The sequence below is a fragment of the Aquibacillus kalidii genome (assembly GCF_014280935.1).
GTDB lineage: Bacteria > Bacillota > Bacilli > Bacillales > Amphibacillaceae > Aquibacillus_D > Aquibacillus_D kalidii.
On sequence record NZ_JACLZI010000036.1, the window covers coordinates 190,713 to 205,567 of the forward strand.

The window sequence follows — 14,855 nt, forward strand, 5'->3', positions numbered from 1 at the left end:
GAAGTTTAAACACAAAAACAATTACAACTTATTTACTGATTCTAGGAAACTTGTCTATAAAATTTTGATAACTGATTTTCTTTACTTGCTCTTCGGTTAGTTCATTTATTTGTAAATTAGTCAATAATGATCGATAATCCAAATAATCATATAAGCCATCCACAAACTTATCTGTTCCATCAAAGTCAGAACCAAAACCTAAACAATTTATGGCTCCCTTATCTATGAAATAATCGACATGGTTTATAACATCCTGAATATTTGCATCCTCAAAATCTGTTAAGAAATAAGGTACAAAAGTAATTCCCATCCATCCATCACGTTGAATTAGTGCTTCTATTTGTTTGTCATCTAAATTTCTTCTGTGAGACGCAATTGATTTTGCGTTTGAATGGGAGGCCATGGGGAATTTTGCTAATCTCATAACGTCAAAAAAGCCTTGATAGGATAAGTGCGAAACATCAGTCCAAATGTTTTCCTTATTAAGCAACTCTACTACTTCTTCTCCAAAACTACTGAGACCTGCTCCACGAGGCTCTCCAACACCATCCGCGACTGCATTGGCTTGATTCCAAGTAAGTCCAACAGCCCTTACTCCTAAACGAATTAAGGTTTTTAATTTATTAATATCGTTCCCAATAGAATGACATCCTTCTAGTGTTAAAATAGCACCACGTTCATTTTCTTTTAATGACAACAAATCATTTCGATTTGAAATAAATTTAATATCATCATAGGGATCGACAACTTGCTCAAAAAAGATAGTTATCATTTCTAATGCTGCATCAAATTGCGATTCTGCTGGTACATCATCTGGTATAAAAATGGCAAAGCATTGTACTTTGACTGGACTGTTGATCCACTTCACATAATTTACTTGCAATTCTTCACTTGAATGGAAAGATATTTTCTTCTCCCAAAGTTTTAATAACGCATCACAGTGTGCATCAATCACCATATTCCCAACCTCCACAAATCAATTTTTGGTCAATTCATTATTATATAATGATAGTTCCTAATGACGAAATTCCCATAGAAAGCGAAGTAACTTTTTAGTTGCTGCTACGGAAATTCACTTCGCTTTCCGTGGGCTCGCGCTGAGCCTCCTCGGTCGCAAAAGTGCGTGCACCTGCGTCTTCTAGTAACGCTTCGAAGCAGGCTTCCTCGGTGCAAGGGAGCAAAGATGGTTACTCAAGTGGCCCCCTCACTCCCTGTGGGGTCTCAACGGCTTCGCTTTCCCACAGGAGTCTACGTGAATTTCCTCCGCTCAGAGCATATGAATGTAATTTCACGTACTATTATGCTTAATTCAATCCATTTTTCTACGATAGGTAGTCAGAGCAAAAAATAACAATATAATAGTTGATACTTGTTTTGGAATTAAGAATCATATGATAACTAGTCATTACTGTTCTTAGCGTTAGAAATCTATCATAGTGTAGGCAGAATACGGAGACTCCTCGAAAATATAACCCGATTTTCTTCGTGCGATGTATCGCTTCCATAGCATTCCTTGTCCTGTGGGAACAGCACGAGTCCGAAGATCCCGGAAGAGCGTTCTTTGCTCTGAGGAAGCTGAAGCCATGCCCACGGAAAGCGGAGTATTCTGCCGGAACGAGTTTAAGCACACATCCAAAGGTTCAAATAAGTTACTAGTGATTTTCTCTCCACTATGAAGTCAAACAAACTACTCTTTGAAAACGTTTTTTATTAGCTCTTTTTTTACTATTTAGACACTTAATCAAAAAAAACCTGCTTGCTGGCAAGCAAACAGGAAAATATGAATCTATTACCAAGTACTATCTTGGTTCTACAATTAGTTTAATAGCTGTTCGTTCCTCATTATCAATCATAATATCCGTAAAAGCTGGAATACAAATTAAGTCAACTCCACTTGGGGCAACAAATCCTCGTGCAATTGCTACTGCTTTAACGGCCTGATTTAACGCACCAGCGCCGATCGCCTGAATTTCTGCTGAGCCACGTTCTCTTAGCACATTCGCAAGTGCTCCTGCTACTGAGTTGGGATTCGATTTAGCTGAAACTTTTAATATGTCCATTCCTAGTACCTCCTTGGTTTACTAAAAGTATTTCCACTTTTACTATATTCTTGTAATTGATAGATATTCCCTTTTATTATGAATCAATTTTTCAAATAATTCAAATATCAACCAAAGAATGGATGATCGTCGTTTATCATAATTCGTTCGACACTTTTTGCAACTCCTGTATCCTTATTTATATCTACTAGAAATCCATTTAATTGTGTTCTTCCTTCTTTGGCAACCTCAAACCTGACTGGTAAATTAGTTAAAAACTTTTTAATAACAGCTTCTCGATCTGTACCAAGAATTCCATCATATGGGCCTGTCATTCCCACTTCTGTAATATAAGCACTTCCTTTTGGTAAAATACGTTCATCAGCAGTTTGTGTATGTGTGTGTGTACCAACAACAGCACTTACTCTTCCATCTAAGTACCATCCTAGCGCTTGTTTCTCACTCGTTGCTTCTGCATGAAAGTCCACAAAAATGATATTTGTTCTTTTCTTAGCTTCTTCAATTAACTCATCAGCTTTACGAAATGGATCATCAGAAGGTGGCATAAACGTTCTTCCTTGGAGGTTAATAACAGCTATTTCAACGCCGTTTGATTTAACAAAGGTAAGTCCTTTACCCGGAGTTCCTTCAGGAAAATTAGCTGGTCTTATCATATTTTTAGCATCATCTATAAATTCAAAAATCTCTTTTTTATCCCAAGTATGGTTGCCCATTGTAATAACTTGAGCACCCCATTCTAATAGTTGTTTATAGATTTTTTCGGTTATCCCTTTGCCCGCAGCTGCATTTTCTCCATTAATTATCGTTATATGCGGCTGATACTTTTGTTTTAATTTAGATAGATAGTTCTGAACCATATCTCTACCAGGAGATCCTACTACATCTCCAATAAATAAAATCTTCATATAATTCGCTTTCCTTCCTATTGATGAAATTAGCTTCAGTTTCACATATAAATGGTTAAAAGTCAAAAATACCTATTCATTCGTAAAAAAATAAAGCGACCAAGTGGCCGCTTTATTTTGCATATTCAACTGCTCTCGTTTCTCGAATGACAGTCACCTTAATGTGTCCTGGATAATCCAGTTCATTTTCTATTCGTTTTCGTATGTCCCTGGCAATTTTAACTGACTCAAAGTCATCAATTTCATCAGGTTTTACAATAATACGAATCTCTCTTCCTGCTTGAATAGCAAATGATTTCTCTACACCATCATAAGATTCAGAGATTTCTTCTAGCTTTTCTAATCGTTTAATATAATTCTCTAATGTTTCACTTCTTGCACCTGGACGCGCTGCAGACAGTGCATCAGCAGCAGCAACTATTACTGCAATCACAGAAGTCGGTTCTTCATCACCATGGTGTGAAGCTATTGAATTTATTACAACTTGATTCTCTTTGTATTTCGTTGCTAATTCCTTACCGATTTCAACGTGACTACCCTCTACTTCATGGTCGATGGCTTTTCCGATATCATGAAGTAATCCAGCTCGTTTAGCAAGTGTTACATCCTCACCTAGTTCTGCGGCAAGCAATCCGGATAAGTAAGCCACTTCCGTAGAATGCTTTAATACATTTTGACCATAGCTTGTACGATATTTTAAGCGACCTAGAATTTTAACAAGGTCCGGATGTAGGCCATGAACACCTACTTCAAACGTTGTTTGCTCCCCAACTTCACGAATATATTCATCTACTTCTCGTCTTGACTTATCAACCATTTCTTCAATTCGAGCAGGGTGAATACGTCCATCCTGAACCAGTTTTTCTAAGGCAATCCGGGCCGTCTCTCTTCTAATTGGATCGAACCCAGACAGAATTACAGCTTCTGGTGTATCATCTATAATTAAATCTATTCCAGTTAGTGTCTCAAGAGTACGAATATTACGGCCCTCACGACCTATGATCCGACCTTTCATCTCATCGTTTGGAAGGTTAACAACAGATACGGTTGTTTCGGCAACATGGTCTGCTGCACAACGTTGTAAAGCAAGTGAAAGAATACTTTTTGCTTTCTTATCTGCTTCTTCTTTAGCACGGTTTTCAGCTTCTTTAATAAAGATAGCGGACTCATGACTTACTTCTTTTTCAACACGCTCTAGAATAATCTGCTTAGCTTGGTCAGTTGTATAACCGGAAATACGCTCAAGTTCGGTTTGCTGCTCGCTTAACATAGCTCCAACTTTGCTTTCCATTTCTTCAATTTGTTGTTGTTTTTCTGCTAGCGAACTTTCTTTCTTCTCTAACATAAGCTCTCGCTTATCAAGTGTTTCATCTTTACGGTCTAGATTCTCTTCTTTTTGCATAAGACGTGTTTCTTGTTTTTGAATTTCCATTCTTCTCTCTCTAAGCTCTTGATCAGCTTGTTGACGAAGTTTATGGTTTTCATCCTTAGCTTCAAGAAGCGCCTCTTTCTTAGCAACCTCGGCGTTACGATGTCCTTCTTCGACAATTTGTTTAGCCAAGTCCTCTGCACTAGAAATTTTCTTTTCAGCAATAGATTTACGAATCAGATAACCAACAACAGCACCGACGATTAGGGCAAGCAAACTGGAGATGATGGCTGTGATTATTAGTTCCATGGTTTCACCTCCTCTTGCTATAAACTTGTACAAACAATAAAATAGTCGGCATGTACAGTCTTTAACTTTAATTAAACGTTTTTAAAAGAATGTATAATAAACTATAAAATTATACATACTTAATTTTAATCTTGAGGGTATATAATGTCAAGGAAACGTCAAATTTATGTAACATTTTTATCCAATTATTTTATATCGCAGCTAAAAACGTGTCATAATTTGACTAATTCTAGTCTTATATTATATTTTTTAATCCATAATCCATTACTTCTATTCCAATCTGTTTGTACATAACCTTCTTTTTAAAGAAATAATAAAAAAATCCCTACAATTAAGTAAGGATTTTCTCGTACTATTTGATATCTAATACTTCTTGAGAGTCTTCTTCAGATTCTCCATTTACAGTTTCAACAACATCCATCTCATAGTGTGTTCGAATTGCATTATATATCTCCTCAGAAATATCTATGTTTTCTTTCAAGAATTGCTTAGCATTTTCACGACCTTGACCTAATCTTTCTTCATTATAAGAATACCAAGCACCACTTTTTAGGACGATATCTAAATCTGATCCGATATCTAATATTTCACCTTCTCGAGAGATACCCTCTCCATACATAATATCTACTTCAGCCTGTTTGAAAGGAGGTGCAACCTTATTTTTAACAACTTTAATTCTAGTTCTATTACCGACCATGTCATTACCTTGCTTCAATGTTTCTGCACGGCGAACTTCTAAACGAACAGATGAATAGAATTTAAGTGCACGTCCACCCGGAGTGGTTTCAGGATTCCCGAACATTACGCCAACTTTTTCACGGATTTGGTTAATAAATATAGCAGTTGTCTTAGACTTGTTAATCGCCCCAGAAAGTTTTCTAAGTGCCTGTGACATCAAACGGGCTTGTAACCCAACATGTGCGTCTCCCATTTCTCCCTCTATTTCTGCTTTTGGTACAAGTGCAGCAACAGAGTCAATAACGACCATATCAACAGCACCACTACGCACTAAGGCTTCAGCAATTTCTAGTGCTTGTTCACCAGTATCTGGCTGTGATAGTAGTAATTCATCGACATTAACACCTAATTTTCTAGCATAAACAGGGTCTAATGCGTGCTCCGCGTCAATAAACGCGGCTTGACCACCTTGTCTTTGTGCTTCTGCAATCGCATGTAGAGATACTGTAGTTTTACCAGAAGATTCAGGACCATAGATTTCAATTACCCGACCTCGTGGATACCCACCAACCCCTAATGCTACATCTAACGCTAATGAACCGCTTGAAACAGTGGATACCTTTTGCTCTGCTCGTTCTCCTAGTTTCATAATAGACCCTTTACCAAATTGCTTCTCTATTTGTTTCAACGCCATATCTAAGGCTTGTTTACGATCGCTCACTTATATTTCCCCTTCCTATTTAACTATTACTATCATAACTTGTTTTTTGAGATTTAACAAGAGAAAAAGCGAATAAATGTTCCCTTATTTTTAAGTAGGGTTTTTCTAAGAAAACAGAAAAATAATATAAGCATTTTCAAATTTTTGTATAGGGTTAAATAGTTTATTTTAAATTTTGTATATATTTATATAGTAATTCGAATCCTTTTTTAACGGTCCGATTTCTAATCCCTTCTCGATTACCTTGAAAGTGAAATTCCTTTGTATCGACCGTATCGATTCCAGAAACACTAATAAAGACTGTACCTACCGACTTTTCTTCTACACTTTCAGGCCCTGCAACCCCAGTAAAACTAATTCCTAAAGTAGAATTGAGTTTCCCTTTCACGTTATGTGCCATTTCCTCCGCACACTGCTTGCTTACTGTGCCATATTGATCAATAGTGTTAGAATCAACTTCAAGCAGATTTTTTTTGGCTTCTGTAGCATAACTAACTACTGCTCCGTTAAACACAGCCGATGCACCACTAATTGACACAAATTCGTCAGCAAATTTACCACCCGTTAGACTCTCTGCACTCGATATTGTCCAGTTCTTGTTTTTTAATAGGTGAAAAACCTTCTCCTGAATGGTTACATCGTCATAACCATAAAAGTAATCACCGACTAAATCCATTATTTGTACTTCAGATCCCTCAATGAGTTTATTCGCATCCACTTTCGTTTTTGCTCTAGCGGTTAAACGTAAAGCAACCTCCCCTTCTGAAGCGAGTGGTGCAATAGTCGGATTGTGTTGAGCATCTATAAGTGATTTTAAATCGTGTTCTAATTGAGATTCACCAATCCCGATAAAGCGAAGCATTCTTGACTGAATAACTGTATTAAGCTCCAACTTCTCCTTTAAATAAGGAAAAACGTGATTAGCCGTAATAGACTTCATCTCACGAGGAACACCTGGTAAAAACACCCAGATTGAACCTTTATATTCTACAATCATCCCTGGGGCCATACCAGTTTCATTTTGTAATACGATCGCGTCATCAAATACCCGAGCTTGTTTGCGATTGTTCGGTGTCATTTGGCGATTCGCTTTAAGAAAGAAATTAGTTATTTTCTCCATCGCTAACTGATCTTCTGTCAACTTCTTGTTAGTTAATAATTGGAATGCCTCTCGAGTTAGATCATCATCAGTTGGACCTAAACCTCCAGTAACAATAATTAGGTCTGATCGTTTAGAAGCAAGCTCAAATGTGGACCGAACTCTTTCCAAGTTATCTCCAACCACTCCATGGAAATAAACACTTATTCCATGGTCCGCAAGCTGTTCAGACAGCCATTGAGCGTTTGTATTAGCAATCTGACCTAGTAATAATTCTGTACCAACTGCCAGTATCTCCGCTTTGTATTCTACCATTATTTTGACTCCCTCATCACATGCCAGTTTTTAACAAAGTAATCAACGCCTGAAATTACTGTGATAATTAAAGCTAAATAAAGGGTTATTTGATCGAAAGGGATCCCTAGATAGGAAAAAGGATAATTGTGTAATAGTAGTGCAGATATGGATACAATTTGTAAAACTGTCTTTAATTTCCCCATTTGCCCAGCTGCAAGGACAACTCCTTCTCCAGCTGCAACTAAACGTAAACCTGTCACTGCAAATTCACGACTAATAATGATGATTACAACCCATGCAGGTGCAAACCCGATCTCCACTAATAAAATAAAAGCTGCAGAAACTAAAAGCTTGTCCGCCATAGGGTCCAAAAATTTACCTAGATTGGTAACCAAATTATGTTTTCTTGCATAATAACCGTCAATCCAATCAGTAGTAGAGGCAAGAATAAATAGAAGTGCAGCCGCCAAATGAGAAACTGGTAATTCACGTTCACCAATATCTAATATTCCCCAATCAAAAGGTGCTGCAAGTAAAACGATGAAAATTGGAATAAGAAATATTCGTGATAATGTAATTCGATTAGGTATGTTCATATGTAGTCCTCCAAAATAAATTAGTAAGTAAGGTAACCCTTCCCACCATTATAGATGAAAAGGGTTAGTAATTAAAAAAATATAGCTTTATTCGTTAACGATTTTAATCCAAACCTTTTGTACTTGGCTAGCGTCTATATCATCAGGTAATTGTAAAGCTACTCCATTTACTTTTATATTAAGCTTAGTTGGATTTCCAAAACGTAAGTAAATTTGTTCTTCCCCAGTCATATCTTGTGTTAACGGAGAATCTGCTGCATAGAACATGTTATTGTAAAAACTCTTTCCTTTACCATTCTCTAACTCTAACCAATGCTCACTCTCAGAGCTTAATTCAAGTTCTACCTTATCTCCAGGGTTAGTAAGTTCATATGTGGTTTCTCCGTTCCCCTTTTCAACAATGTTCAGCGTGGGTAGGGTCTCAGCCTCATCATTATCCTCTTCTGTAGTTTCAGCCTCATCATTCGTTGACTCAGGATCGGTTTCAGGTTCTACTTCCTCACCTGTATCTTTTGGCATCTGTACTTCGTCTCCACCTTTATTCTCCTCTGTCTGCTTTGGTTGATCGTTATCGCCATTAAATCCATCTTGTCTAAAATACCATATGGTAACCAATATACCTATAATTAACAAAACGACAATAACAGTTGGTAAAAAGGATAAAATAGCTGGGCTTTTAGAAGTGGTTGTGTCTTTTCTACTTCTTTGTACCCTGGTATATTGAATTGTACTTTCACTTGTATTTGTTTTCGGTAATTCACTACTATACTCTTCCATTAACTGATCAGGATCTAATCCAACTGCTGTAGCATATTCTTTAATAAAAGCTCGAATATAAAAATTTCCGGGCATTATATCAAGATTACCTTTTTCAATTGCTTGCAAATATCTCGTTTGTATTTTAGTTATCTTTTGTACATCGTCTAAAGACAACTTTTTAGCTTCCCTTGCTTCCTTTAGCCTCAAACCTAATTCCATACTAAACACCATCCATCTTTAAAAATCAAACATTGAAAAACCATTATTTTGATTAAACTCTGATTTTTCAATTGGGTCATATCTTATTTCTTCACCTTCTTCAGTTCTTAATTCAATAATATAGTCAAAGTCATCTAATTTATATTCTGTTTGTTGAACAAAAATATCCGGATGTTCCACCACTTTGGTTGCAGGCAATCTCATCACTTCTCGTACAAGCTCCCAATGTTTCTCACTTGCGCGTCTAGTGGACACAATTCCATCAATTATATAAATGTTGTCATCATTATATTCGTCTTTTATCAACTGATTTCGGACGGTCTGTTTTAATAAAGTACTCGAAACAAATAACCATCTTTTGTTAGCACAGACACTAGCAGCAACAATTGACTCGGTCTTTCCAACCCGTGGCATACCTCTTATCCCTATTAGTTTGTGCCCATCCTTTTTATATAATTCAGCCATAAAGTCAACTAATAGTCCTAATTCACTTCTTACAAAATGAAAGGTCTTTTTATCGTCATTGTCACTATGTATATATCTTCCGTGTCTGACTGCCAATCGATCCATCAATTTAGGTTTTCTAATTTTTGTTACGTTTATTGTATCCATTGTTTTTAATATAGATTTCAATCGAGTGATTTGTTCATCTTTCCTTGTTAATAAAAGCATGCCCCTTTTCGAATCCTCTACACCATTTATGGTGATAATGTTTATTGATAACATACCAAGTAGGGAGGAAATATCTCCAAGTAACCCTGGACGGTTGCGCTGAATTTCATATTCAAGATACCATTCTGTTTTACCCATCTCAAAACTCCCTTAAAAGGAATAATCTACTAATATCATAAATGATTTTATTCCATTAGAAAAGGATATTATTTCTAATATTTCACATTGCGGTTATTAAGATATAATTTTCACCTTAAAAGCACATTTTAATGGCATGATTTTAGATAAAAACAAAGCCCTTGCATACGTAAAAAGCAAGGGCTTTGTTTATCAAAAAGTGCGGACTAATTATCGACCAGTACCTTCATTCTGTACCATTTTGACCATGATATTTGCAATGGCATGTTGCTCACCTTTATCAGCAGCATTCCACAGATCACGTAATACAGCCTCTTGGTCATTTTTCGCTTCTACTTGTTTGGAAAGATAACCACCAATATCATATGCTATTTCAGAAATAGCGTTTTGGCTCATACCTTGACCTTCTGCTTGGTGTAATCTGTCACCAAGGAAATCTTTCCATGATTCGAAGTTATCTAAAACAGACATTTAAATTCCTCCTTCATTCAACTTACACCTATAGCATTTGAAATTTATAAAACTTTATTCATAAAGGAGGAATTACTTTTTGAGAAAAAACTACCAGGCACCAGTCACCTTTAACATTTCTCCTTGGATATAAGAAGACTTTTCATCTAATAAAAAAGCTACTGCATGAGCAACTTCCTCAGGTTTTCCAGCTCGTTTTACAGGTATCTCATCCATTATCATACGCTTGTCATCTTCAGAAAAAGTATCGTTCATTGAGGTGTCTATAAAACCTGGGCTCACACCATTAACGGAAATCCCACTTGGAGCAACCTCTTTAGCTAGTGCTTTTACAAAGCTATCCTGGGCTCCTTTAACAGAAGAATAAATCACCTCACAACTTGCTCCAATTTCTCCCCATATAGAAGAGATGAGGATGATATGGCCGAATTTATTTTGGATCATATAAGGTAATAAGTGCTGACTTATTACCCATGGACTCTTTACGTGAAGGTTAATCATTTTATCCATTTCAACTTCTGAGACGTCTTGAAACAAACCATAATGGCTCTTTCCACTTGCAAAGATAACAGAATCAATCGGGAAATGTAAGCCTTCAAGAAAAGTTGTAATCCCATTATTAGTGCTTAGATCTCCCTGAATAATACCTAATATTGATTCGTCTGGTAAAACGTCACATAAACGATCAATGACTATTTTATTTTGATTATAATGTACTAACAATTTATATCCTTCAGCAGTCAGACGCTCACATATAGCACGACCGATACCACCACTTGCTCCAATTACTAAACAATTTTTCGACATCACTATTCCCTTATCCCTTAATTGGTACAGTTTGACAGATTGAAATTCTATCCTCACTAATCCAGTTCTCTAAAAATTTATTTGCCTCTTCTACGCTTAGCGACTCAATTGTCGGTACAATTTCAAAAAAGTCTATATCCATCAAATTATAGTGTATAAATTGATTGGAGATGAATTCTAAAGAATTCATGGCACGTAAAAATTGACCAATTTTTTTCCTTTTCATTCTTTCAAATTCTTCTCCTGAAAGTTTTGTCTGTTTTAGCTGATTTAGACGACTAATGATTGCATCTGCAAGTTCATCCGGTTTAGACGTATTGCCCCCAATTATAGAGAAACCAAATTTCTTTTCTAAATTTGTTTCGAAACTAAAACTATTGTCAATTAGATCCTGTTCGTACAGTTCCTGATAGAATTGTCCACTTTTAGAAAAAAAGTTATCTAGTACCATGTCAGTCAATAAGTCTTTTTTAAGAAATTCTGTAACATCCTGATAATCCATTACTTCCTTTATACCAATCATTGACTTTGACATCGTAACTGGCATTTCAATAATATGTTTCTTTTTAGCTACATGTGTTGGTTCCTCTGGATATGTTCTATCTATTTCTATTATTTCTGGGAAATCTTTCAACTGTTGATTTTCTCGAATTAGCTTCATCATACTTTCTGGTTCAAAGTTACCCGCAACGAAAAAGGTCATGTTAGAAGGATGATAAAAGGTGTTATAACAAGTATATAGATCTTCCTTCGTAATTTTATCAATAGATTCTACTGTACCTGCGATGTCTATTTGAACTGGATGATTAACATAAAGACTTTGGATCGTTCCAAAAAAAGATCTCCAATCTGGTTGATCATCGTACATTCGTATTTCTTGGCCAATTATTCCTTTTTCCTTTTCCACGGACTGATCAGAAAAATAAGGCTCTTGTACAAAATCTAATAATGTTGTCACATTCTCCTTAATGTCACTAGTAGAAGAAAAAAGATACGCTGTTTTAGTAAAAGATGTAAAGGCATTTGCTGAAGCCCCTCGTTTTGTAAATTCTTGAAAAACATCTTTATCTTCTTTCTCAAACAACTTGTGTTCTAAAAAATGCGCAATACCATCCGGAACCGTAACAGTCTCTGTTTTTCCAATTGGTACGAAGGATTGATCTATTGAACCATAATCAGTGGAGAAAATGCCAAACGTTTTAGACATTTCAGGTTTTGGAAGAAGAAAAACTTTTAATCCGTTTTCCAATTTCTCTGAATAAATGGTTTCTTTTAACTGCTCATACTCTGTTTTATTCATTGTTTTCTCCTCCTTTGTTTGTTAAAAAGTAAACCGTATCTAAATTTATTTTCTCACCTATTTTTATTAGATCTTCTTTCGTAACTTGTTTAATCTGTTCTATCACATCTTGTGGTGTGATTTCACTGTTCGCAACTACCTGGTGATACAGAACTTCAACAATTCCTTGAGGGTTATCCATTGTCTCTAGCAGTTGATTGACAACCATGTTTTTTGTTTCTTCGACTTGCTCTACAGTGAATTCCCCTTTTTTCATCGAATCCATTTGGTCTAATATAATCTCTTTTGCTTTATTGTAATCCGTAGGAGCAATACCACTAAAAACAAACAGCAACCCTTTATGGCTTTCTATTCTTGAAGCTGCATAGTATGCTAAACTATGTTTTTCTCTCACATTCATAAACAGCTTTGAACTTGGAAAACCACCAAAAATTCCATTGAACACTTGTAATGCACCGTAATCTTGATCATTGTATAAAATATTAGTTCGAAAACCTAAGTGAAGTTTTCCTTGCTGAATATCTTGTTCTTCTGTAACAGCTTTAACGTCTGTAACAGTTTTAGTTGTACTCCCTTTTTTCTGTACTATATCCTGTTGTTCTCTAGAAAAATTGGTTGCAACTAACTGTTTCACTTTTTCTTGATCAACATCACCAATAACATAAATATCAAGGTTGTCCTCGACTAGTAATTGGTGATAGTAATCATACAAGTTTTGAGCAGTGATATCATTTAAATCCTCTGGATAACCATGAACATGTAGCTTATATGGCTCATCTACGCACATTTCATCAATTAAGCGCATATTTGCATAACTCATCTTATCATCAACAATAGCATCCATTTTTTGCTTCAACGTTTGTTTCTCACGATTAACAATCTTTTGATCAAAACTTTCCCCTTCTGATTTTGGGTGAAAAATAATATCATTCAGTAGTTTTAGAGCACTATCCATAATCTGATTGCTAGACGATAAATAGGCTTCATTAGCAAACTCTAACCGAAAGCTCATGATATGATTTTCACCTTTTTTGGCACTATCAATATTAAATACTGCTCCATACAAGTCATCTAATGCCATTCTTAAAGATCTAGCAGTTGGATAGTTTTGAGTACCCTGTTGAAGCACGTAGGGCAGTAAAGCGCGTTGGGTTACAGTCTCCCTTTGTAATGGAGATTTTAATTTCACAACCACATTAATTGTTTTATATTTTTTTGTTTCAACAACATGTAAACGGTAACCATTAGTTTGAAATACATTTTCTTCTACTAACTGCATGAAAGGTCCTCCCTAAATTGTCATTACTTTATAATTTCCATACCACTTACCACTATACGTTTGAAGGATAAATGAAATCTCATTATGTAGCTCCTTCTTAAATGCATGTCCCCTAACATTATATCTTTTGGATAATGTTTAGTTTTTATTTATCTATACTAAAGTATATCGAAAAAGAAACCTGGTAACAAATACCAGGTTTCTTTCTGTAAGAATTTAACGGCTGCCTTTAATGTAAGGGATACCGTTAGCTTTAGGTGCTTCTGCACGTCCAATAAATCCAGCTAAAGCCAATATTGTTAGAACGTAAGGTGCAATAGTTAAGTAAATTGCAGGAACATCAGCTAAGAACGGAATTCCTGAACTAATAATACTTAAACTCTGTGCAAACCCAAAGAATAGTGCTGCACCCATAGCACCTAATGGGTGCCATTTCCCAAAAATTACTGCTGCTAGTGACATAAAACCCTGACCAACAATCGTAGCATGAGAGAAGTTTAAAGCAATAGTTAAAGCAAATACCGAACCGCCAAGTCCACCTAAAGCACCGGAAATCATAACAGCTATATATCGCATTCCATACACGTTAATACCATTAGTATCAGCTGCCATAGGATGCTCACCAACTGATCTTAACCGCAAACCAAACGGGGTTTTATATAAAATATACCAGGCGATTACTGCAAACAAAATCGCTACATAGGAAGTGACATAAACCCTCTCAAAGAAAAGTGGCCCTAAAATAGGGATATCCGATAACACTGGAATATTTGTAGAATAGAAAGGCTGACTAACCATGTCTGTTTGACCTTTTCCATACCATTGTTTGGTTAAGAATAAACCTAGACCAAGTGCTAAGAAGTTTATCGCAACTCCACTAACCGTTTGATCTGCACGGAAAGAAATAGCAGCAACAGCATGAATAAGAGAGAATAAGGCTGATACTACCATAGCTACTACAATTGCCACCCAAGGTGTTGCCTTTCCTAACGTATCAGCAAAAGTTAAGTTAAATACTATTCCTACAAACGCACCCATAACCATTAAACCTTCTAAACCAATGTTAATAACACCAGACCGTTCACTAAACACTCCACCTAAAGCAGTGAAAATTAGAGGGGCTGAATAGAATAATGCAATCGGAATAATTGATTGAAGAATTTCGAAAAAACCCAT

The 14,855-nt window shown here is 36.0% G+C and carries 14 protein-coding genes; all 14 read right to left on the reverse strand.

All coding sequences use genetic code 11. The features are described from left to right. Positions 1 to 28 precede the first annotated feature (28 nt). The 14 genes from H7K77_RS08615 to H7K77_RS08680 all read right to left on the reverse strand — a co-directional run bounded on the left by H7K77_RS08615 (position 29) and on the right by H7K77_RS08680 (position 14,855). The gene (locus H7K77_RS08615) at positions 29 to 958 is read right to left on the reverse strand and encodes a dipeptidase (protein ID WP_186577399.1); all 930 of its coding nucleotides are present in this window, start codon (positions 956 to 958) and stop codon (positions 29 to 31) included. Positions 959 to 1,799: 841 nt separating this feature from the next. Then, positions 1,800 to 2,060, reverse strand: coding sequence for a stage V sporulation protein S (locus H7K77_RS08620; protein WP_003468886.1), 261 nt, complete (start codon positions 2,058 to 2,060; stop codon positions 1,800 to 1,802). Positions 2,061 to 2,167: 107 nt separating this feature from the next. Beyond that, positions 2,168 to 2,965 carry a TIGR00282 family metallophosphoesterase gene (locus H7K77_RS08625; RefSeq protein WP_186577400.1) on the reverse strand — a complete coding sequence of 266 codons (798 nt, stop codon included), beginning with the start codon at positions 2,963 to 2,965 and terminating at the stop codon, positions 2,168 to 2,170. Between the two features lie 112 nt (positions 2,966 to 3,077). Further along, positions 3,078 to 4,643 (reverse strand): ribonuclease Y, encoded by a 1,566-nt coding sequence (gene rny, locus H7K77_RS08630; protein WP_186577401.1) that lies wholly within the window; start codon positions 4,641 to 4,643, stop codon positions 3,078 to 3,080. A 352-nt stretch (positions 4,644 to 4,995) separates the two neighbouring features. After that, positions 4,996 to 6,042, reverse strand: a complete 1,047-nt coding sequence (gene recA, locus H7K77_RS08635) for a recombinase RecA (protein ID WP_186577402.1) — start codon at positions 6,040 to 6,042, stop codon at positions 4,996 to 4,998. A 163-nt stretch (positions 6,043 to 6,205) separates the two neighbouring features. Further along, positions 6,206 to 7,456: a competence/damage-inducible protein A gene (locus H7K77_RS08640; protein ID WP_186577403.1), complete on the reverse strand. Its 1,251-nt coding sequence runs from the start codon at positions 7,454 to 7,456 to the stop codon at positions 6,206 to 6,208. Then, positions 7,456 to 8,034, reverse strand: coding sequence for a CDP-diacylglycerol--glycerol-3-phosphate 3-phosphatidyltransferase (pgsA, locus tag H7K77_RS08645; protein WP_186577404.1), 579 nt, complete (start codon positions 8,032 to 8,034; stop codon positions 7,456 to 7,458). The genes H7K77_RS08640 and pgsA overlap by 1 nt, the downstream gene beginning before the upstream one ends. Before the next feature lie 87 nt (positions 8,035 to 8,121). Then, positions 8,122 to 9,012 (reverse strand): helix-turn-helix domain-containing protein, encoded by an 891-nt coding sequence (locus H7K77_RS08650; RefSeq protein WP_186577405.1) that lies wholly within the window; start codon positions 9,010 to 9,012, stop codon positions 8,122 to 8,124. An 18-nt stretch (positions 9,013 to 9,030) separates the two neighbouring features. Then, positions 9,031 to 9,822: a YmfK family protein gene (locus tag H7K77_RS08655; protein ID WP_186577406.1), complete on the reverse strand. Its 792-nt coding sequence runs from the start codon at positions 9,820 to 9,822 to the stop codon at positions 9,031 to 9,033. A 210-nt stretch (positions 9,823 to 10,032) separates the two neighbouring features. Then, positions 10,033 to 10,293, reverse strand: coding sequence for a DUF3243 domain-containing protein (locus tag H7K77_RS08660; RefSeq protein ID WP_186577407.1), 261 nt, complete (start codon positions 10,291 to 10,293; stop codon positions 10,033 to 10,035). A gap of 90 nt (positions 10,294 to 10,383) precedes the next feature. Continuing rightward, entirely contained in the window at positions 10,384 to 11,100 is a 717-nt protein-coding gene (gene ymfI, locus H7K77_RS08665) for an elongation factor P 5-aminopentanone reductase (protein ID WP_186577408.1), read from the reverse strand. A 10-nt stretch (positions 11,101 to 11,110) separates the two neighbouring features. Continuing rightward, positions 11,111 to 12,400, reverse strand: a complete 1,290-nt coding sequence (gene yfmH / locus H7K77_RS08670; protein WP_186577409.1) for an EF-P 5-aminopentanol modification-associated protein YfmH — start codon at positions 12,398 to 12,400, stop codon at positions 11,111 to 11,113. Further along, positions 12,393 to 13,679 carry an EF-P 5-aminopentanol modification-associated protein YfmF gene (yfmF, locus tag H7K77_RS08675; RefSeq protein WP_186577410.1) on the reverse strand — a complete coding sequence of 429 codons (1,287 nt, stop codon included), beginning with the start codon at positions 13,677 to 13,679 and terminating at the stop codon, positions 12,393 to 12,395. Before yfmF ends, yfmH begins: the two co-directional genes overlap by 8 nt. A gap of 216 nt (positions 13,680 to 13,895) precedes the next feature. Further along, entirely contained in the window at positions 13,896 to 14,855 is a 960-nt protein-coding gene (locus H7K77_RS08680) for an ABC transporter permease (RefSeq protein ID WP_186577411.1), read from the reverse strand.

Bases quoted from the DNA above. Each gene is read 5' to 3' on its own strand.
- H7K77_RS08615 (WP_186577399.1), bottom strand. From the start codon at position 958: ATGGTGATTGATGCACACTGTGATGCGTTATTAAAACTTTGGGAGAAG.
- H7K77_RS08620 (WP_003468886.1), bottom strand. From the start codon at position 2,060: ATGGACATATTAAAAGTTTCAGCTAAATCGAATCCCAACTCAGTAGCA.
- H7K77_RS08625 (WP_186577400.1), bottom strand. From the start codon at position 2,965: ATGAAGATTTTATTTATTGGAGATGTAGTAGGATCTCCTGGTAGAGAT.
- rny (WP_186577401.1), bottom strand. From the start codon at position 4,643: ATGGAACTAATAATCACAGCCATCATCTCCAGTTTGCTTGCCCTAATC.
- H7K77_RS08640 (WP_186577403.1), bottom strand. From the start codon at position 7,456: ATGGTAGAATACAAAGCGGAGATACTGGCAGTTGGTACAGAATTATTA.
- pgsA (WP_186577404.1), bottom strand. From the start codon at position 8,034: ATGAACATACCTAATCGAATTACATTATCACGAATATTTCTTATTCCA.
- H7K77_RS08650 (WP_186577405.1), bottom strand. From the start codon at position 9,012: ATGGAATTAGGTTTGAGGCTAAAGGAAGCAAGGGAAGCTAAAAAGTTG.
- H7K77_RS08655 (WP_186577406.1), bottom strand. From the start codon at position 9,822: ATGGGTAAAACAGAATGGTATCTTGAATATGAAATTCAGCGCAACCGT.
- H7K77_RS08660 (WP_186577407.1), bottom strand. From the start codon at position 10,293: ATGTCTGTTTTAGATAACTTCGAATCATGGAAAGATTTCCTTGGTGAC.
- ymfI (WP_186577408.1), bottom strand. From the start codon at position 11,100: ATGTCGAAAAATTGTTTAGTAATTGGAGCAAGTGGTGGTATCGGTCGT.
- yfmH (WP_186577409.1), bottom strand. From the start codon at position 12,400: ATGAATAAAACAGAGTATGAGCAGTTAAAAGAAACCATTTATTCAGAG.
- yfmF (WP_186577410.1), bottom strand. From the start codon at position 13,679: ATGCAGTTAGTAGAAGAAAATGTATTTCAAACTAATGGTTACCGTTTA.
- H7K77_RS08680 (WP_186577411.1), bottom strand. From the start codon at position 14,855: ATGGGTTTTTTCGAAATTCTTCAATCAATTATTCCGATTGCATTATTC.